We start from the raw sequence: 18,499 nt of genomic DNA, 5'->3' as shown, positions 1-18,499 counted from the left end.
ATGTCGATCGATCTCAATTCGGGACTCATCGCTCTGGCGCCGGAGCTGGTCATCGTTCTGGGCGCGGTATCGCTGCTGATGATCGGCGTGTTCGCGACCGGCAGCGGTGTGCGGATCGTGAACGGGCTGGCCGTTGCCATCCTGATCTTCGCCGGCGCGCTCGTCATCCTGATGCCGACCGACGGCACGGCCTTCAACGATGCCTTCGTGTCGGACAGCTTCACCCGCTTCATGAAGATCCTGACGCTGATCGGCTCGGCCGTAACACTCGTCATGAGTGTCGGCTTCGCCAAGGCCGAGCGCTTCGACAAGTTCGAGTTTCCCGTCCTCATCATGTTGGCGACGCTCGGCATGATGTTCATGATTTCCGCCAATTCCATGCTCAGCCTCTATATGGGCCTGGAACTACAGAGCCTGGCGCTTTACGTCGTCGCCGCGATCAATCGCGACAGCGTGCGCGCGACAGAGGCGGGTTTGAAATATTTCGTCCTCGGCGCCCTCTCTTCGGGCATGCTGCTCTACGGGATCAGCCTCGTTTACGGCTATACCGGAACGGTCGAGTTCGAGGGCATCGCAGCGGCCGTCACAAACGGCGAAGAGCGTCAGCTCGGCCTTCTCTTCGGCCTTGTTTTCGTGCTGGCGGGCCTGGCCTTCAAGATTTCCGCTGTGCCGTTTCATATGTGGACGCCCGATGTTTATGAGGGTGCGCCGACGCCGGTCACGGCCTTCTTCGCCGCCGCCCCCAAAATGGCGGCCATGGCGTTGCTTGTCCGCGTCGTTATGGATGCGTTCGAGCCGCTGACGTCCGACTGGCAGCAGATCGTCGCTTTCATCGCCATCGCCTCCATGGTGCTGGGCAGCTTTGCCGCTATCGGCCAGAGCAACATCAAACGCCTGATGGCCTACTCCTCCATTGGCCATATGGGTTTCGCACTTGTCGGTCTGGCGGCTGGAACGCAGGCCGGTGTGCGCGGCGTCGCGATATATATGCTGATCTATCTGGCGATGACGCTTGGCGCTTTTGCCTTCATCCTCGCCATGCGCAGGAAGGGCGGCAATTTCGAGAACATTTCCGATCTGGCAGGGCTCTCCTCGACCAATCCATTGATGGCAACGGCCCTGACGGTTCTGATGTTCAGCCTGGCCGGTATCCCGCCTCTCGCCGGATTCTGGGCCAAATGGTATGTCTTCCTCGCTGCGATTGAGGCCGATCTCTACGCGCTGGCCATTATCGGCGTGATCGCCAGCGTCGTCGGAGCGTTCTACTATCTCCGGATCATCAAGATCATGTGGTTCGACGAGCCTTTGGGACGGCTTGAGCCGGTCCAGGGCGAACTTGGCACCGTGCTTGGCGTATCGACGGTCTTCACGCTTCTCTATGTGATCGTGGCCGGCCCGGTCGAAGCCTATGCGGAAGTCGCGGCCCGGGCTTTCTTCGCCGGGTGACGCATCCCGCCGCTAACGCTGCAAGAATTCTTGCCGATCCGCGCTGGCCGGAAGGCGTCGGCCTCATTGCGCTCGGCGATGTGGACAGCACCAATGTCGAGGCACGTCGCAGGGCGTCGGCGGGTGAAACCGGTCCGGTCTGGATTATGGCCGAGCGGCAGCTTGCGGGTCGGGCGCGGCGAGGTCGGAGCTGGGTCAGCGAGCCGGGCAACCTTTACGCTTCGCTTCTTTTGCCACTGGATGGTCGTGCATCGTTGGCGGGAACGTTGCCGCTGGTGGCGGCGTTGGCGGTCCACCGTGCGATCGGGCATTTTCTTCCCTATGCCGACCGCCGGCTACGGCTGAAATGGCCCAATGACGTGCTGATCGACGGCGCGAAGGTCAACGGCATATTGCTGGAAGCGGTCGACGAGCCTTCCGGCCTGTCGATCATCATTGGTTGCGGCATCAATTGTCGTCACCATCCCGACAATCCTGCCTACCCGGCCACACATCTCTCCGCCGAGGGTGCCGACGTGGCGGCGGCGGGTCTGATGCCCTATCTAGCAGCAGAGATGGCGGAAGCTCTTATCCTCTGGGACAATGGCAACGGCTTTGCCGCGATCCGCCAATTGTGGATGGACCGGGCGCAGGGGATCGGCAAGCCCATCCGCGTCAATTTGGATAACGACACCCTCACCGGCTTGTTCGCCGGATTGGATTCGGAGGGTTATCTGATGCTCGAAAGGCCTGACGGGCAGCTGTCCCGGATTTCAGCGGGCGACCTCTTTTTCAAATGAGACCTCAATGAATAAAAAGAATAACGAACTCGTTTTCGCGCCGCTTGGCGGGGTTGGCGAAATCGGCATGAATTTCGGCCTCTACGGTATCGGGCCGAAGAGCAGCCGCAAATGGATGATCGTCGATTGCGGTGTGACCTTTCCGGGACCCGAACTGCCTGGGGTGGACCTCGTTCTGCCGGACATTTCTTTTATCGAGGAGCAGCGCGACAATCTCCTCGGCATGGTCATCACGCATGCCCATGAAGATCATTACGGCGCTATTCTGGACCTTTGGCCACGCCTGGAATGCCCGGTCCATATGAGCGCGTTCACCGCCGCGATGCTGGAATCCAAGCGTGAGCCGCATCAGCGACATCAGATCGACATCAGGCTGTTTAAGGCCAATGAGACCTTCGCGGTCGGCCCCTTCAGTATCAAGGCCATTTCGGTTACCCACTCGATCCCTGAGCCGTTCAGCCTGCTGATCGAGACGGAGTTCGGCCGTGTGCTGCACACAGGCGATTGGAAGTTCGATCCGGAGCCCGCCCTCGGCCAGCCGGTGGACGAGGACCAATTATCGAAGATCGGCGATGAAGGCCTTCTCGCTTTGGTCTGCGACAGCACCAATGCGATGACGGATGGCGAAAGCCCTTCGGAGAAGGCGGTCAATGAAAGTCTGACCGAGCAGATCACGAAGGCGCCGGGGCGGGTGGTCATCACGACCTTTTCGTCCAATGTCGGCCGTATCCGTTCCGTCATGGAAGCGGCCCGCGATAGCGGTCGTTCGCTGCTGGTCCTAGGCCGCTCCATGCGGCGCGTCATGGATGTGGCGGGCGATCTCGGCTACCTTGACGGCTTGCCCGAGCCGGTTTCCGAAGACGAGGCCGACAGCATTCCGCGCGAAAATCTCGCCGTAATCTGCACCGGCAGCCAGGGAGAGTCGCGCGCGGCGCTGGCCAAGCTGGCGCGCGATGAAATGCGGTCCCTCAGCCTGACCAAGGGCGATATGGTGATCTTCTCCTCGCGCGCCATTCCGGGCAATGAGAAGGCCATCAACGACATCAAGAACGGCCTTGTAGAAATGGGGGTGCGCATTCTGGAGAACGACGAAGCGCTCGTGCATGTCTCGGGACATCCGCGCCGGAACGAATTGCGCCGCATGTACGGCCTCACGCGGCCCACCATTGCCGTGCCGGTGCACGGGGAAGCGGCGCATCTGGCGGCCCATGCTGCTTTGGCGGCGGGTGAGGGCATTGCGCAGGTTGCGTCTATCCGCAATGGCGACCTTCTGAAGATCGCTCCTGGCAATGCGGAAATCGTCGACAAGATCGAGGCGGGCCGTCATTACAAGGATGGCCTTCTCTATGGCGATGACCGCCAGATCGGCCTGCGCGATCGTCGCAAGCTCGCTTTCGCCGGAATCGTGTGCCTCAACGTCATCATGGACGAGAAACTGAACCTTCTGGATGATCCGGATATCGAAGCGGTCGGTCTACCCTTCACCGATGGCGGCGGCGAAGGGCTGGAGGACATTCTTCTGGAAGCCGCGATCGGTGCGATTGAGAGCATCCCGACCAAGCGGCGCCGAGACCTCGACCTCGTCGCCGAGGCTGCCCGTCGTGCCATTCGCGCCGAAGCGCGCGATGTATGGGGCAAAAAACCGCAGGTGACCGTTTTCGTGTCCCAGGTCTGAGGTCCGGTTGCTCGGACCGGTTCAACAAACGAAGGGAGGCATTATGCTCGGACGTCTCAATCATGTGGCCATCGCCGTTCCCGATCTTGAAGCGGCTGCTGCGATTTACCGCGACACGCTCGGCGCAAACGTCAGTCAGCCGCAGGCGCTGCCAGAGCACGGGGTCACAGTCGTCTTCGTGGAACTGCCGAACACGAAGGTCGAGCTTCTCGAACCACTGGGCGACGATTCACCGATTGCCGCCTACCTCCAGAAGAACCCGTCGGGCGGCATGCACCACCTCTGTTACGAGGTTGACGACGTCATTGCAGCGCGCGACCGCCTCCAGGCCGACGGGATGCGCGTGCTGGGAGATGGCGAGCCGAAGACGGGCGCCCACGGCAAGCCGGTTCTCTTCCTGCATCCGAAGGATTTCGCCGGCACGTTGGTCGAGCTGGAGCAGGTCTAGAGCCGATGGACTGGGCGTTTTTATTGGCGGTCTATTTCGTGCTCTGGTGGATCACACTGTTTGCCGTTCTGCCTTTCTCCATGCGGGCGCAGAACGAAGGGGAGGAGGGCGTTACGCTCGGCACGCCGGATAGCGCGCCCGAAATGGGCAAGCGCCATATGCTACGCGCCTTTTTGCGTACGACGATCGTATCCGCTTTGCTGATGGGCCTTTACATGCTGGTCAGCTGGGCGTCGGGCTGGTCGCTGAACGATCTGCCGGTACTCATTCCCAATATGTAGGCGTTTTGGCTTTTGCGGACTGCAAAAGGAAACGGGACCGCCAAGCGGTCCCGTTATAGTTCGAACGCGTGATCGTTTCCCCGCATTGCGGGTCGGCTGCGCAAGGCGCGCCGCGATCTCATCCTCCCAAGACAAATTTCGCGCTCTGACAGACCGGGTTCGGTCCCGGCTCTTTCATGTGTCGCGCAAACAAGCAGAGGCTGGCCGTTTTGTCACCTTAAATCTGGTGGTACGCGCTAAAAATCTATGATGCACTGCAGCACGGTCGAGATGTTGCTGGGCGGCGTAGTCCGCCGCCAGCGGTTTTTAGATAATTGCGAATGTTCCTTTCGGTCCAGGAGCGGAAAACCTTCCACTTTACTCATCTTTTGAAAGGCCGCGGCGCCAGTCCGCCGGAGCGGGCGCTTGGCGGTTTTAATCGGCTGGACTCTGCTTTAGAAGATCGCACAACTGCGGTCGATCCGACCGATTCTCCTTCGCCTTCCGTGTCAAAAGGCCGACCCACATGCGTTTGTCGCACTACTTCCTGCCCATATTGAAAGAGACGCCGCGCGAAGCGGAGATCGTGTCCCATCGCCTGATGCTGCGCGCCGGTATGATCAAACAGCAGGCCGCCGGTATTTTTAGCTTTCTGCCGCTTGGCAAGAAGGTGTTGGACAAGGTTTGCGACATCGTTCGCGAAGAGCAGAACCGGGCCGGGGCCATCGAGATCCTGATGCCGACGGTGCAGCCGGCGGACCTTTGGCAGGAAAGCGGGCGCTATAACGCCTACGGCCCGGAAATGCTGCGTATTCGCGATCGGCACGACCGCGATATGCTCTACGGCCCGACCAATGAGGAAATGGTAACGGATATTTTCCGCACCTATGTCCGATCCTACAAGGACCTGCCGCTCAACCTCTACCATATGCAGTGGAAGTTCCGTGATGAGGTGCGACCTCGTTTCGGCGTGATGCGCGGCCGCGAATTTCTGATGAAGGACGCCTACTCCTTCGATCTCGATTATGAGCGCGGCAAGATTGCCTATTACCGCATGTTCGTCGCCTATCTGCGGACATTCGAACGCTGTGGACTGACTGCCATTCCCATGCGGGCGGATACCGGCCCGATTGGCGGCGACCTTTCCCACGAATTCATCGTTCTGGCCGATACCGGTGAATCGGAGGTCTTCTGCAACCGCGCCTTTCTGGAATTTGAAACGCCTGGCGTGGATACCGATTACAGTGACGACAAGGTTCTCACCGATCTGGTGACCAGGTGGACGACGCCCTATGCCGCGACAGACGAGATGCACGACGAAGACGCCTGGCAGAAACTGCCAGAAGACGAGCGTATCAGCGCTAGGGGTATCGAAGTCGGTCACATCTTCCATTTCGGCACGAAATATTCTGATCCCATGGGCGCCAGAGTGGCGGGACCGGACGGTCAGCAGGTGCCGGTTTCGATGGGCAGCTACGGCATCGGGCCGACACGCCTTCTCGGCGCGATCATCGAGGCCAGCCATGACGATGCGGGCATTGTCTGGCCGAAGGGCGTTGCGCCCTTCGATGTGTCCATCATCAACATGAAAGTCGGCGATGGCGTTTGCGACGAGGCTGCCGAAAAGCTCTATCGGGCGGCGAAGGATGGCGGGCTCGACCCACTATTGGACGATACCGATCAGCGCGCCGGCGCGAAATTCGCCACACACGAACTGATCGGCATTCCCGCCCAGATCGTCACCGGTCCGCGTGGCCTCGCCAATGGCGTGGTGGAATGGCGCGACCGCAAGAGTGGCGACAAGCAGGAAATGCCGCTCGATGAGGCGCTGAACAGGCTGGCGGCAGGCGCGATGCAATGAGCGTGGCAGCCGAAGCTTCCGTGACGGGCGATACCAGGGCCCGGCCCTTCGGCAAGTTCGAACGCATGGTCGCGTTCCGCTATCTGCGCGCGCGCCGCAAGGACACCTTCGTTTCGGCCATCGCGCTCATTTCCTTCATCGGCATCATGCTGGGCGTGGCCACGCTCATCATCGTAATGGCGGTCATGAACGGGTTCCGCGAGGAACTGCTGACCCGCATCCTCGGCATTAATGGCCATATCATCGTGCAGCCGGTCGATTCACCGATGGACGATTACGATACCATTGCCGAGCGTGTGTCGGCGCTGGCCGGCGTGCGTGCTGCGTTGCCTGTTGTCGAGGGGCAGGCGCTGGCCGATGGCAAATCGGGCGTCAGTACCGGCGTTCTGGTTCGGGGTGTGCGCGATGAGGACCTGCCGAAGCTCGACATGGTGACGCAGAATGTCCGCCAGGGCAGCTTCGACGGATTCGAACAGTCCGAGGGCGTGGCTGTCGGCGCGCGCCTCGCTGAAAGCCTCGGTCTGATTGCCGGAGACCTCATCACGCTGACCTCGCCCAATGGCGACGTGACGCCGATGGGTATGACCCCGCGTGTGAAAGCGTATCCGATCACGGCCATTTTCGAGATCGGCATGAGCGAATACGATGCCGGCATCGTCTACATGCCGCTGCCGGAAGCGCAGCTCTATTTCAATCAGGAAGGGCGGGTCGGCTCGATCGAAGTGTTCCTCGACGAACCGGACGACGTCGAGGCGATCACGCCCGCCGTGCAGGAGGCGGCGGGGCGGCCGGTGCTGTTGACAGATTGGCGCGAGCGCAATCGCAGCTTCTTCTCCGCATTGCAGGTCGAACGGAACGTCATGTTCATGATCTTGACGCTGATCGTACTCGTGGCCGCGCTCAACATCATTTCGGGCCTGATCATGCTGGTGAAGGACAAGGGGCGGGACATTGCCGTGCTGCGCACGATCGGCGCCTCGCGCGGCGCGGTGCTGCGCATCTTCATGATGACCGGCGCGGCCATCGGCGTAACCGGCACCATTGCCGGCCTCCTGATCGGCCTCTTGGTTTGCGCCAATATCGAGAGCATCCGCCAGTTCTTCTCCTGGCTGTCCGGCACGACGATTTTCGATCCGAACCTCTATTTCCTCAGCCAGTTGCCGGCCAAGCTGGATGTCAGCGAAACCGTGGCTGTGCTGCTGATGGCGCTGACGCTCTCCTTCTTCGCCACATTGCTGCCTGCTCTGCGAGCCGCGCGAATCGATCCCGTCGAGGCCCTGCGTTATGAGTGACGCGCAACCCGTTCTGGAACTCTGCGGCGTTGACCGCGCCTATGACGAGGCCAAGAAGCCGCTCGTCATCCTGTCGGGCGCGGATTTTACTTTGTTCCCGGGAGAAATGGTCGCACTGGTCGCGCCGTCCGGCACCGGCAAATCGACACTTCTTCACCTGGCCGGCCTGCTGGAAAAACCCGATGCGGGCGAGGTGAAACTGCTTGGCAAGTCGTGCGGACGGCTGTCGGACGATCAGCGCACCGCCATGCGGCGCAGCGAGATCGGCTTCGTCTATCAGTTCCACCATCTGTTGCCGGAGTTTACGGCGCTCGAGAATGTCATGATGCCGCAGCTCGTTCGCGGCGTCGACACCTCGGTTGCAAGGTCCCGCGCCCAAGAACTGCTGGACTATATGCGGGTCGGACCGCGTGCCAGCCATCGCCCGGCGGAACTGTCGGGCGGCGAGCAACAGCGTGTGGCGATCGCTCGCGGCGTGGCCAATGCGCCAGCGCTTCTTCTGGCCGATGAGCCGACCGGCAACCTCGATCCCAAGACATCGTCCTACGTGTTCGAGGCTTTGAGTTCTCTTGTCCGTCACGCCGGTTTGAGCGCTCTGATTGCCACCCATAATCTTGACATCGCCGCCCGCATGGACCGCCGCGTCACCCTCTCTGCCGGTAAGGTCGTTTCCGCCTGAAACCGAAGAAGAGGGATCCGAAAGTCGGAACAAATCTCGTTTGACAAAACAGAACAAAACAAATACAAAAGACGTATTAAACGAGAATATGAAAGGGCTTTCCGATGAGCGACATTCTTCAGGACATGGCTGCACTGGTATCGATAGGCAGCTTTCTGGTCGCCAGCGCCTTCTGGCTCGGCGCAATGTAGGGATCGACGCCTGTTGAAACTGGGGACGGTCCGCCGCTGCCGCTTTTCTTGTGGGTGTTGTCCGCGACGACCCGTGGAAGACCAAGTAGGATGAGGGTGGTGCGAGCGAGTCGCTGAACTTTGGAGAGTGGAATGGCAGGTGAGACGCAGACAATGCCGCGCTTTGTGCATCTGCGTGTCCACTCGCAATATTCGCTTCTGGAAGGTGCGCTGCCGGTCGACAAGATCATCAAGGGCGCCTTGGCCGATCAGCAGCCGGCCATCGCGATTGCCGATACGGGCAATCTGTTCGGCGCGCTCGAATTTTCCGAGAAAGCGGCCAAAGCCGGTCTTCAGCCGATACTCGGCTGTCAGTTGGCGGTGGAGTTCGGCGATGGCGAGCCGGACCAGGTCCGAAACCGAAGCCATGTTCCGGTCACGCGGCCCTCGCTCGTTCTGATTGCCGCAACGGAGGAAGGCTGGGCCAATCTCGTTCGCCTCGTCAGTCGCTCCTATCTCGAGGTGACTTCGGGCGAGCAGGCGCATCTGACTGTTCCGGATTTGCAGGATCTGTCCGATGGGATCATTTGTCTGACAGGCGGCCCGAACGGTCCGGTCGGTACGGAGATCGCCGCCGACAGGCTGGAGAACGCAAAGGATCGTCTGAACCGTCTGGCGCGGATTTTCGGCGATCGTCTTTACGTCGAATTGCAGCGTCCGGCAGGCTATGACGGAACCATCGAGTATCATACGGTCCGCCTTGCCTATGATCACGATCTGCCGTTGGTGGCGACGAACGAGGCGTTCTTTCCGACCCGCGACGATTACGAGGCGCATGACGCATTGGTGGCCATTGCCGAGGGGACGGTCATCGCGGTGGACGAGCGGCGTCGGCTGACGCCGGACCATCATCTCCGGTCACAGGACGAGATGAATCGCCTTTTCAGCGATCTGCCGGAAGCCGCGGAAAATACAGTGGAAATCGCTAGGCGTTGCAGCGTTCGCGCCAGAACGTGCAAGCCCATCCTCCCGCGTTTCGCCGGTGCCGACGTGGACGATCCGGCGGTGGTTGTGGCGGCGGAGGCGGCGGAGCTGGCCAAACAGGCCCATGAGGGATTGACCGCCAGGCTCGCCCAACACGGTCCGTGGGAGAATTACAGCGAACAGGACTATCGCGACCGGCTCGATTACGAGCTCGGCGTCATCGAGCGGATGGGCTTTCCCGGCTACTTCCTGATCGTCTCGGATTTCATCAAGTACGCCAAGGGCGAGGGGATCCCGGTCGGGCCGGGGCGCGGCTCGGGCGCGGGCTCGGTCGTTGCCTGGGCGCTTACGATCACCGATCTCGATCCCTTGCGCTTCTCGCTTCTGTTCGAGCGTTTTCTCAATCCCGAACGCGTCTCGATGCCGGATTTCGACATCGATTTTTGCCAGGAGCGGCGCGAGGAGGTTATCACCTACGTCCAGCAGAAATACGGTCGCGACCAGGTCGCGCAGATCATCACGTTCGGTTCGCTGCAGGCGAGGGCCGTGCTGCGCGATGTCGGCCGGGTTCTGCAGATGCCTTACGGCCAGGTGGACCGGCTCTGCAAGCTGGTGCCCGCCAATCCCGCCAATCCGGTCACGCTCGCCAAAGCGGTCGAGGACGAGGTGCGCTTTGCCGAGGAGATCGAAAAAGAGCCGGTGGTCGGGCGGCTGATCGAGATCGCTAAGAAGCTGGAAGGGCTGTACCGCCATGCTTCTACCCACGCCGCGGGTATCGTGATCGGCGACCGGCCGCTGTCCGAACTGGTGCCGATGTATCGCGATCAGCGTTCCGAAATGCCGGTCACGCAATACAATATGAAGTGGGTGGAGCAGGCGGGGTTGGTCAAATTCGACTTCCTTGGCCTGAAGACGCTGACCGTTCTCGATATGGCCGTGCGCTTCATCGCGCGAAAGGGCGAGGCCATCGATCTGGGCGCTCTGCCGCTGGATGATGAGCCGACATACGAGATGCTCTCTCGAGGCGAGACGGTTGGCGTTTTCCAGGTGGAAAGCGCGGGCATGCGCAAGGCCCTGCTTGGCATGAAACCGGATTGCATCGAGGACATCATCGCGCTGGTCGCGCTCTACCGGCCCGGCCCGATGGAGAACATCCCGCTCTATAATGACCGCAAGCACGGCCAGGCAGAGGTGGAGTCCATTCATCCGAAGATCGATCATCTGGTGGAGGAGACGCAGGGCGTCATCGTCTATCAGGAGCAGGTCATGCAGATCGCCCAGGAACTGGCGGGCTATTCGCTGGGAGAAGCCGACCTGCTGCGCCGCGCCATGGGCAAGAAGATCCGCGCCGAGATGGACAAGCAGCGCGTTCGCTTCGTCGACGGCGCGGTCGAGCGCGGCGTCGCCAAGCCCAAGGCGAACCAGATTTTCGACCTGCTGGCCAAATTCGCCGATTACGGCTTCAACAAGTCGCACGCGGCGGCCTACGCCATCGTCTCCTATCAGACGGCTTTTCTGAAAGCGCATCATCCGGCTGAGTTCCTGGCCGCCTCCATGACGTTCGACATGGCCAATACGGACAAGCTAAATGAGTACAGGCGTGATGCCGAGCGGCTGGAGATCGAGGTGCGCGCGCCCGACGTGCGCTATTCGCACCATCTGTTCGAGGTCAGGAACGGCGCGATCCTCTACTCTCTGTCGGCCATCAAGGGCGTGGGCGAAGCGGCCGTTCATCACATCGTCGAGCAGCGCGAGGCGTTGGGCGGGTTCGATTCGCTGGCCGATTTCTGCGAAGCGCTCGATCCGCGTATCGTCGGCAAGCGCGTCTTGGAAAGCTTGATCTGCGCCGGCGCGCTCGACGGTTTTGGTGAGCGGCGCGAGGCCATGATCGCCGGTCTCGATCGGATGATCGGCCTGTCGCAGCGGACGCAGGAAAAGACTGTGAGCGGGCAGGACGATTTCTTCGGCTCAGGCACACTTGATGCGAGGGACCGGCTGCCGCTTCCGGGGGCCGAGCGGTGGAGCAGCGCCGAGAAGCTGCATCGCGAATATCAGGCCGCCGGTTTTTACATTTCGGCGCACCCGCTCGATGAATACAAGGACATCTTGGCCCGCATGCGGGTGCAGAACTGGGCCGATTTCGCCAATGCCGTGCGCCGCGGCGTGAAGGCCGGACGACTGGCCGGCACCGTGACCAGCAAGCAGGAGCGACGCACGCGAACCGGCAGCAAGATGGGCATCGTCATGCTGTCCGATCCGACCGGCACCTACGAGGCGGTGCTTTATTCCGAGCAACTCGTGGAATACCGCGATCTGCTGGAGCCGGGCCGTCCGGTGCTTTTGACCGTGACGGCGGAGAACCGGCCAGAGGGTCCGAGTGTGCGGATCGGATCGTTGCGCAGCCTGGACGAGGCGGCCGAGAGTCAGCATTCGGCCCTGCGCGTCTTCCTGCGCGGAGATGAGGCCTTGGCGCCGCTTCAGCGCAACCTGGCCCCGCGCGGCGAAGGCGAAATCTGCCTCGTCGTTCTCAAGCCAGACAATGGCGGCGAGGTCGAACTTGCCCTGCCGGGCCGTTATCGCGTCAGCCCGTCCATTGCCTCTTCCATGAAGGCGCTGCCGGGCGTAGTGGATGTGGAACTCGTCTGATCAGTCATCCGACCGGGTGACAACATCACGACTGCTGGAGCCTCGATTGGCGTGCGCCAAGGCAGGTGGTGTGTTCCGCAAACCTTGGCCTCACACATGCTCCACTTCATTCGGTCCAATGCGCGCTGGCTGGCTGGCGGTTTTCTCCTCAGTTTCTTCTCGTCCTTCGGTCAGACCTATTTCATCTCGCTGTCGGCAGGCGAGATTCGGGCGGAATACGGGCTGACCAACGGCCAGTGGGGCGGTCTCTACATGATGGCGACGCTGGCCAGCGCCGTGACGCTCCTATGGGTAGGCCGTTCGGTCGATGCCTGGCGAGCCGGTCTGGTCGGCGCCGCATCGCTCTGTGGGCTGGCCATCGCCTGCCTGATGATGGGGTTTGGCCAGGGCATCGTTCTATTGGGCGTCACGGTCTGGCTGCTCCGCCTTTTCGGCCAGGGCATGTGCATTCACGTGGCCACCACCGCCATCGCCAAATGGTTCGTCGCCCAGCGGGGCCGCGCCCTGTCCCTCACGACCATCGGTATCGATTGCGGAGCGGCTATCCTGCCGCTGGCCTTCGTCTTCATCATGCAGGCGGCGGGCTGGCGAACGGCCTGGTTCGTGGCAGCAGCCATGGCCCTGTTCGTCGTTGCGCCGCTTGTCGGTTCGCTCTTGCGTGTGGACCGTGCCCCGCGTGCGTCCGACCCCGTCTCGACGCGCCCCGCGGTCCGGGACTGGACGCGCGGCGAAGCTTTGCGCGACCCGCTCTTCTATCTCCTGCTGGCGGGTGTTCTCATCCCGCCATTCGTTGGCACCACGATTGCCTTCCACCAGGTTTATCTGACCGAACTGCGCGGCTGGTCGCTGGCCACATTCGCCTCGGGCTATCCGCTTTTCAGCGGGGCCACTGTGGTCTCGGCGCTGCTGTGCGGATCGCTGATCGACCGCTTCACTGCCCTGCGAATCCTTCCGGTCTTCCTTCTCCCGCTCATCATTGGCACGGTCACCCTGGCGCTCGGCCGCGAGGAATGGACGATCTTCGCTTGGATGGCCTGCTTCGGCATGGCGCTGGGCACGTCCGGCACGCTGCTTGGCGCGGTCTGGCCGGAGGTCTACGGCACGGCCCATCTCGGCGCGATCCGTTCGGTCATCGTTGCCGCAACGGTGTTCGCAACGGCAGCCGGTCCTGGTCTGACTGGCATGCTGATCGATCAGGGCTATGATTACTCCATGCAGATGATGGCCATGGCCCTGATGGCCGCCATCATGATGGCGATATTGGTGCCGCTTTCGGTTCGGTTGCGCCGCCGCCAGGCGGCCGAAGCACGTGCGGTGGCTTGATCAAACGGTAAAACCGGCCTAGCGACTGCGTCATGATAACCGTACGCTTCGCCCCGTCGCCGACGGGATACATTCATATCGGCAATGCCCGCACCGCGCTGTTCAACTGGCTGCACGCCAAACGGCGGCATGGCCGCTTTATCCTGCGGCTCGACGATACCGATAGCGCGCGGTCCGAGCCGCGCTTTGCCGAGGCGATCGTGGAGGATTTACGATGGCTCGGGATCGTGCCGGACGAGACTGTGCGCCAGTCCGATCGCTTTGCCCTCTACGATGCGGCCGCACAAAAACTGAAGGCGGCCGGCCTTCTCTATCCCTGCTATGAAACGCCCGACGAGCTGGAACGGCGTCGCCGCCTGCGGTTGTCGAGGCGCTTGCCGCCCGTCTACGGCCGCGAGGCGTTGAAGCTGAGCGATGCGGACAAGGCCGGGTTGGAAGGGGAAGGTCGACAGCCGCATTGGCGCTTTCTCCTGCCAAACTTCGCGGACGATCCTTTCGCGCCGCAATCGACCGTCGTCGAATGGGACGACCTTGTGCGTGGGCCGCAGCAAGTCGATCTGGCATCGCTTTCCGACCCGGTTCTCATCCGGGCGGATGGCACCTGGCTCTATACGCTACCTTCCGTTGTGGACGATGGCGATCTTGGCGTCACGGATGTCATCCGCGGCGACGATCACGTCACGAATACGGGCGTGCAGCTGGCGCTGTTCGATGCGCTGGGCCTGGCGCGTCCCCGCTTCGGCCATCACAATCTGCTGACCGATCCGACCGGGGCAGGCCTTTCGAAACGGACCGGCGCGCAGTCCATCCGTGGCCTGCGTGCGGCGGGCCTGGAACCGATGGCGGTCGCCAGCATGGCAACGCTGATCGGCACGTCCCAGCCCGTCAAGGCGTTCGACAGCCTCCGAGCCCTTGCACAGACATTCGAAGCGTCGTCAGCTTCCAGAAGCGCCGCGCGCTACGATCAGAGCGAGCTGCAAGCGTTGAACCGGACAATTCTCCACGAACTGTCCTACGAGGATGTCGAAGCAAGGCTTCGTACGGTGGGAATCGAAGGGCCGGACGCCGCGCCGTTCTGGCAGATGGTCCGTTCCAACCTCGAGCGTTTCGAGGAGGTGGGCGAATGGTGGGGGATCTTACAAAACGGTCCCGAACAGCCCGTCCCCTTCGAGACCGATGAAGACCGCGCCTTTGCGACCGAAGCTTTTGCCCATGTGCCGGAAGGCGATTGGGACGAAACGGTCTGGAAGCGGTGGACCGACGGGGTGAAGGCTGAGACAGGCCGCAAGGGCCGCGCTCTGTTCATGCCGCTGCGGCTGGCGCTTACCGGTCGCCGCTCGGGCCCGGAACTCGCAGACCTTGTCGCGCTTCTCGGTCGGGAAAGAACACTGGCCCGACGGCCCTGATCGGACCGTCAGGCAGTTCTCGCCAGATCGGTTCCGGCTTCCTGGCGATGGCGGCCGGCGGCGGCGTGGGTTTGGGTGCGGGCAACTCGGTCATCTCGATGATTTCCACAGGCGCGGAGGGATAGCCCTTTGCGGCGCGTTCGATACGACCGCGCGACAGGCTGTCGAGACGGATGCGGGCGCGTTTCGAACGCGCGCCATTCATTTCGGCAAGCTCCGAACCGGAGACGCTATTACAACGCGCTGGAGTAATGTCGCAGGGCTTGTGTCCGACATGATCGGCCATGGCGGGGAAAATCGCCACCGAAGCGGTAAGCGCCGCCGCGATAAACCAAACCGTTAGCGAGATAGCGTGCCAGCCCCGTTGCATGGCCGCCATAATGGCCAAATCGGGCGGCGTCTGCGAGAGGGCGGCGCCACGACCTGTTGAAAAGTGCAATGCGAATTCTGGTCGACAGGCATGCCGCCGTCCTAGGCTGACTGGCGTCAGCCCCACAATTCGGCGTCGGGTGGCGAGACGAGAGATCCCGCGTAGCGCAGTGCGGGCTGACGGTCCCGTTTCAGCAGGAGTGGGCCGTCAAGATCGACGAAGTCGGCATTCTGGGCCAGCAGCACCGCTGGCGCCATAGCGAGTGACGTGCCGACCATGCAGCCCACCATGACGCCGAATCCCAACTCATGGGCGCGTTCCATCATCATGCGCGCGGCGGTCAGTCCGCCCGCCTTGTCCAGCTTGATGTTGATGACGTCGTATAGACCGACGAGCTTGTCCAGATCGTCTATGGTGTGGGCGCTCTCATCGGCGCAGACGGGAACGGGGTGCGGCACCGAACGCAGAATTTCATCGTGCCCGACCGGCAGGGGCTGTTCCACCAGCGCGACGCGGTATTGCAGCGCGGACAGAAGGTACTCGCTGATATTGTCCGGCGACCACGCCTCATTGGCGTCGATGATGAAGCGTGATGTGGTGGCCGCGCCTGCAACCGCGTGAAGGCGGGCGTGATCGCCGTCGCCGCCAACCTTGACCTTGATGAGGGGCCGGTGGGCTGCGACCCGTGCATGGTCCGCCATCGTGGCGGTATCGTTCATCGAAATGGTAAAGGCGGTTGTCACCGGAACGGGCGGCATGGTGCAGATGTCCAGATGGGCGCCGCGGCCCGAACGCTTGGCTTCCAAATCCCAGAGCGCGCAATCGATGGCGTTGCGGGCCGCGCCGGCAGGCAGCGCGTCCAGCAGTTCGTAGCGGTCCATCCCGTTCTCAATGGCGGGACGCACCTCTTCGATTTGCGCCAGAACGCTTTCTTCGGTCTCGCCATAGCGCGCATAGGGCACGCATTCGCCATGGCCGGCCGCGCCATCCTGGCTTATGCGTGCATGGACGACGCAGGCTTCGGTTTTCGCGCCACGTGATATGACGAACGCTCCGGCTATCGGAAAGCGCTCGGGCGTCGCAACGAGCGTGCGGGGCATACGATCTCCCTGAACCACCGGCCATCCTTTTTAATGACGGATGACATGAGTCGAAGACACCGATAATGAAGAACGCATGGCGAGTGAAGATGACAATGCCGAATCAATAGCAAAAGGCGAGGCGGCCGGTGTCCAGGAGCACCGTTCCGAGGATGGCCGCGAACTGTCGCTGACCGGCAATTGGACGACGCGTAGCATCGCCGCCATCGACGGCTGGATGCGTGAACTCGCATCCACGGCGCCAGAAAGGATCGTTCTCGACTTCGCGTCCATCGCCAATATCGATACGGCGGGGGCGTTCGTGATCCGCCGTACCGTCGAGGAATTGCGCCAGGCAGGCAAATCGGTCGAGTTTCGTAACATATCGCACAGCGAAGAAGTTCTTCTGGATGCGGTGGCCGATGCGGCCAGCCAGAGCATGCCGGAAAAGCCGTCCTCGGGTTTCGGTCTTCTGACGCCCTTTGCGGTTATCGGCCGTAGCGTCTTTGCGATGGCTGAACAGATGAAATACGCGTTCGGCATTCTCGGCTCGGCTATTGCCGGATCGTCCGGCCACGGCATTTCGCTGACCGCGATCGTTGCGCAGATCCACCGCATCGGCGTCGGCGCCATTCCCGTCGTACTGCTGATGAATGCGATCATCGGCGCTATTGTTGCCCAGCAAGGCGCTTTCCAGCTTCGCTATTTCGGCGCGGAGATCTTCGTGGTCGATCTGGTCTCGGTACTCGTTCTTCGCGAAACCGGTGCGCTGATCACTGCTATCATGATCGCCGGTCGGTCCGGCTCGGCCATCACGGCGGAGATCGGCTCCATGAAGATGCGCGAAGAGGTGGACGCCCTGAAGGTGATCGGCCTCAATCCCATCGGTGTTCTGGTCTTCCCGCGTCTGGTAGCCCTGATGATCGCCCTGCCTTTGCTGACGGTCGCCGCCAATGCGGCGGGGCTGGCCGGGGCGATGGTCATTGCGAACTACTATTCCGACATCAGCTACACGGCCTTCATTACCCGCATGGGAGGATGGATCGATGTTACGACTGTCTTTGCGGGGCTTGTCAAAACGCCGTTCATGGCGCTCGCCATCGGCGTGATCGCATCGATGGAGGGCATGCGGGTCGGCGGCAGCGCCGAAAGTCTCGGTGCGCGCGTCACGGCATCCGTGGTCAAGGCCATCTTCGTGGTCATCGTGCTCGATGGCCTGTTCGCCATCTTCTTTGCCTCGATCGGGTTCTGACCATGGCGATGACCGAAACCGTCGACAAGACCGAATGGCAAGTTGGTGACGCCGAGGAGCGGCGGGTGATTCTGTCGGCCGAGGACATTACGGTTCGGTTCGGTACGCAAACGGTTCTGGATGGACTCGATCTGGATGTTTATGCCGGTGAGGTGCTGGGTTTCATCGGACCGTCCGGTTCCGGCAAGAGCGTTCTTCTGCGAACCGTTCTCGGCCTCAACCGCAAGCAGGGCGGAACGATCAGCCTCTTCGGTCAGAATATCGAAGAACTGGACGAGGACGAACGCACCGCAATCGATATGGCGATGGGCGTTCTGTTTCAGCACGGCGCGCTGTTCTCTTCGTTGAATGTGTTGGAAAATATCCAGGTTCCAATGCGCGAATATCTCGATTTGCCCAAGAAGTTGATGAACGAATTGGCCATGCTGAAGATCGAGATGGTCGGCCTGCCGCCGGAAGCGGCGTGGAAGTTTCCCGACGAACTGTCCGGCGGGATGGTCAAGAGGGCGGCTCTGGCCCGTGCCCTGTCGCTCGATCCCGCCATCGTCTTCTTGGATGAGCCCACTTCCGGGCTCGATCCGATTGGCGCAGCCGACTTCGACGAACTGGTCCGGCAGCTTTCCGACACGCTTGGCCTGACCGTCTATATGGTCACCCACGATCTCGACAGCCTGTTTTCGGTCTGTGACCGAATTGCCGTACTTGGCGATAAGAAGGTTCGCGTCGCTGGCACGATCGAAGACATGCTGGTATGTGAGGACCCTTGGGTTCAATCGTATTTTAACGGAAAACGTGCGCGGCAGATCAAACGATGATCGCCTCCGCGGCT

General features: G+C 61.6%; 15 protein-coding genes. 13 read left to right on the top strand and 2 right to left on the bottom strand.

Features of this window, described 5'->3' with window-relative positions; genetic code table 11:
- From nuoN to B7H23_RS13875, 11 genes are all read left to right on the top strand, one after another.
- Complete coding sequence (nuoN, locus tag B7H23_RS13925) at window positions 1–1,446, top strand: NADH-quinone oxidoreductase subunit NuoN (RefSeq protein ID WP_094078054.1); 1,446 nt, start codon at window positions 1–3, stop codon at window positions 1,444–1,446.
- A gap of 26 nt (window positions 1,447–1,472) precedes the next feature.
- Window positions 1,473–2,225, top strand: coding sequence for a biotin--[acetyl-CoA-carboxylase] ligase (locus B7H23_RS13920; RefSeq protein ID WP_094078402.1), 753 nt, complete (start codon window positions 1,473–1,475; stop codon window positions 2,223–2,225).
- 7 nt (window positions 2,226–2,232) lie between these two features.
- Complete coding sequence (locus tag B7H23_RS13915; RefSeq protein WP_094078053.1) at window positions 2,233–3,900, top strand: ribonuclease J; 1,668 nt, start codon at window positions 2,233–2,235, stop codon at window positions 3,898–3,900.
- A 43-nt stretch (window positions 3,901–3,943) separates the two neighbouring features.
- Window positions 3,944–4,348: a methylmalonyl-CoA epimerase gene (mce, locus tag B7H23_RS13910; protein ID WP_094078052.1), complete on the top strand. Its 405-nt coding sequence runs from the start codon at window positions 3,944–3,946 to the stop codon at window positions 4,346–4,348.
- 5 nt (window positions 4,349–4,353) lie between these two features.
- Window positions 4,354–4,629, top strand: coding sequence for a DUF1467 family protein (locus tag B7H23_RS13905; RefSeq protein ID WP_094078051.1), 276 nt, complete (start codon window positions 4,354–4,356; stop codon window positions 4,627–4,629).
- Window positions 4,630–5,134: 505 nt separating this feature from the next.
- A complete protein-coding gene (gene proS / locus B7H23_RS13900) occupies window positions 5,135–6,469 on the top strand; it encodes a proline--tRNA ligase (protein ID WP_094078050.1) in 1,335 nt (444 codons plus the stop codon).
- On the top strand, window positions 6,466–7,761 hold the full coding sequence (locus tag B7H23_RS13895; RefSeq protein WP_094078049.1) for a lipoprotein-releasing ABC transporter permease subunit: 1,296 nt from the start codon (window positions 6,466–6,468) through the stop codon (window positions 7,759–7,761). The genes proS and B7H23_RS13895 overlap by 4 nt, the downstream gene beginning before the upstream one ends.
- The gene (locus B7H23_RS13890; RefSeq protein ID WP_094078048.1) at window positions 7,754–8,440 is read left to right on the top strand and encodes an ABC transporter ATP-binding protein; all 687 of its coding nucleotides are present in this window, start codon (window positions 7,754–7,756) and stop codon (window positions 8,438–8,440) included. Before B7H23_RS13895 ends, B7H23_RS13890 begins: the two co-directional genes overlap by 8 nt.
- Before the next feature lie 323 nt (window positions 8,441–8,763).
- On the top strand, window positions 8,764–12,240 hold the full coding sequence (gene dnaE / locus B7H23_RS13885) for a DNA polymerase III subunit alpha (protein ID WP_094078047.1): 3,477 nt from the start codon (window positions 8,764–8,766) through the stop codon (window positions 12,238–12,240).
- Window positions 12,241–12,336: 96 nt separating this feature from the next.
- A complete protein-coding gene (locus tag B7H23_RS13880; RefSeq protein ID WP_094078046.1) occupies window positions 12,337–13,563 on the top strand; it encodes an MFS transporter in 1,227 nt (408 codons plus the stop codon).
- 32 nt (window positions 13,564–13,595) lie between these two features.
- A complete protein-coding gene (locus B7H23_RS13875) occupies window positions 13,596–14,969 on the top strand; it encodes a glutamate--tRNA ligase (protein WP_094078045.1) in 1,374 nt (457 codons plus the stop codon).
- On the opposite strand, the gene B7H23_RS13870 is transcribed toward B7H23_RS13875, so the two are convergent.
- Both B7H23_RS13870 and dgcA read right to left on the bottom strand, forming a co-directional pair.
- Complete coding sequence (locus B7H23_RS13870) at window positions 14,887–15,348, bottom strand: hypothetical protein (RefSeq protein ID WP_094078044.1); 462 nt, start codon at window positions 15,346–15,348, stop codon at window positions 14,887–14,889. The genes B7H23_RS13875 and B7H23_RS13870 overlap by 83 nt on opposite strands.
- A 107-nt stretch (window positions 15,349–15,455) precedes the next feature.
- Entirely contained in the window at window positions 15,456–16,439 is a 984-nt protein-coding gene (gene dgcA / locus B7H23_RS13865; protein WP_094078043.1) for an N-acetyl-D-Glu racemase DgcA, read from the bottom strand.
- 76 nt (window positions 16,440–16,515) lie between these two features.
- Between dgcA and B7H23_RS13860 the strand changes: the two genes are divergently transcribed.
- Window positions 16,516–17,670, top strand: coding sequence for an ABC transporter permease (locus B7H23_RS13860; RefSeq protein ID WP_094078042.1), 1,155 nt, complete (start codon window positions 16,516–16,518; stop codon window positions 17,668–17,670).
- Window positions 17,671–17,678: 8 nt separating this feature from the next.
- Entirely contained in the window at window positions 17,679–18,485 is an 807-nt protein-coding gene (locus tag B7H23_RS13855) for an ABC transporter ATP-binding protein (protein WP_240535150.1), read from the top strand.
- Window positions 18,486–18,499 lie beyond the last annotated feature (14 nt).

Source organism: Notoacmeibacter marinus (assembly GCF_002238045.1).
In the GTDB taxonomy this organism is placed as follows: domain Bacteria; phylum Pseudomonadota; class Alphaproteobacteria; order Rhizobiales; family Rhizobiaceae; genus Notoacmeibacter; species Notoacmeibacter marinus.
Note: the sequence above shows the minus strand (reverse complement) of the source record. Positions and strands in the feature narration are given on the sequence as shown.

Bases quoted from the DNA above. Each gene is read 5' to 3' on its own strand.
- nuoN (WP_094078054.1), top strand. From the start codon at position 1: ATGTCGATCGATCTCAATTCGGGACTCATCGCTCTGGCGCCGGAGCTG.
- B7H23_RS13915 (WP_094078053.1), top strand. From the start codon at position 2,233: ATGAATAAAAAGAATAACGAACTCGTTTTCGCGCCGCTTGGCGGGGTT.
- mce (WP_094078052.1), top strand. From the start codon at position 3,944: ATGCTCGGACGTCTCAATCATGTGGCCATCGCCGTTCCCGATCTTGAA.
- B7H23_RS13905 (WP_094078051.1), top strand. From the start codon at position 4,354: ATGGACTGGGCGTTTTTATTGGCGGTCTATTTCGTGCTCTGGTGGATC.
- proS (WP_094078050.1), top strand. From the start codon at position 5,135: ATGCGTTTGTCGCACTACTTCCTGCCCATATTGAAAGAGACGCCGCGC.
- B7H23_RS13895 (WP_094078049.1), top strand. From the start codon at position 6,466: ATGAGCGTGGCAGCCGAAGCTTCCGTGACGGGCGATACCAGGGCCCGG.
- B7H23_RS13890 (WP_094078048.1), top strand. From the start codon at position 7,754: ATGAGTGACGCGCAACCCGTTCTGGAACTCTGCGGCGTTGACCGCGCC.
- dnaE (WP_094078047.1), top strand. From the start codon at position 8,764: ATGGCAGGTGAGACGCAGACAATGCCGCGCTTTGTGCATCTGCGTGTC.
- B7H23_RS13880 (WP_094078046.1), top strand. From the start codon at position 12,337: ATGCTCCACTTCATTCGGTCCAATGCGCGCTGGCTGGCTGGCGGTTTT.
- B7H23_RS13875 (WP_094078045.1), top strand. From the start codon at position 13,596: ATGATAACCGTACGCTTCGCCCCGTCGCCGACGGGATACATTCATATC.
- B7H23_RS13870 (WP_094078044.1), bottom strand. From the start codon at position 15,348: ATGGCGGCCATGCAACGGGGCTGGCACGCTATCTCGCTAACGGTTTGG.
- dgcA (WP_094078043.1), bottom strand. From the start codon at position 16,439: ATGCCCCGCACGCTCGTTGCGACGCCCGAGCGCTTTCCGATAGCCGGA.
- B7H23_RS13860 (WP_094078042.1), top strand. From the start codon at position 16,516: ATGGCGAGTGAAGATGACAATGCCGAATCAATAGCAAAAGGCGAGGCG.
- B7H23_RS13855 (WP_240535150.1), top strand. From the start codon at position 17,679: ATGACCGAAACCGTCGACAAGACCGAATGGCAAGTTGGTGACGCCGAG.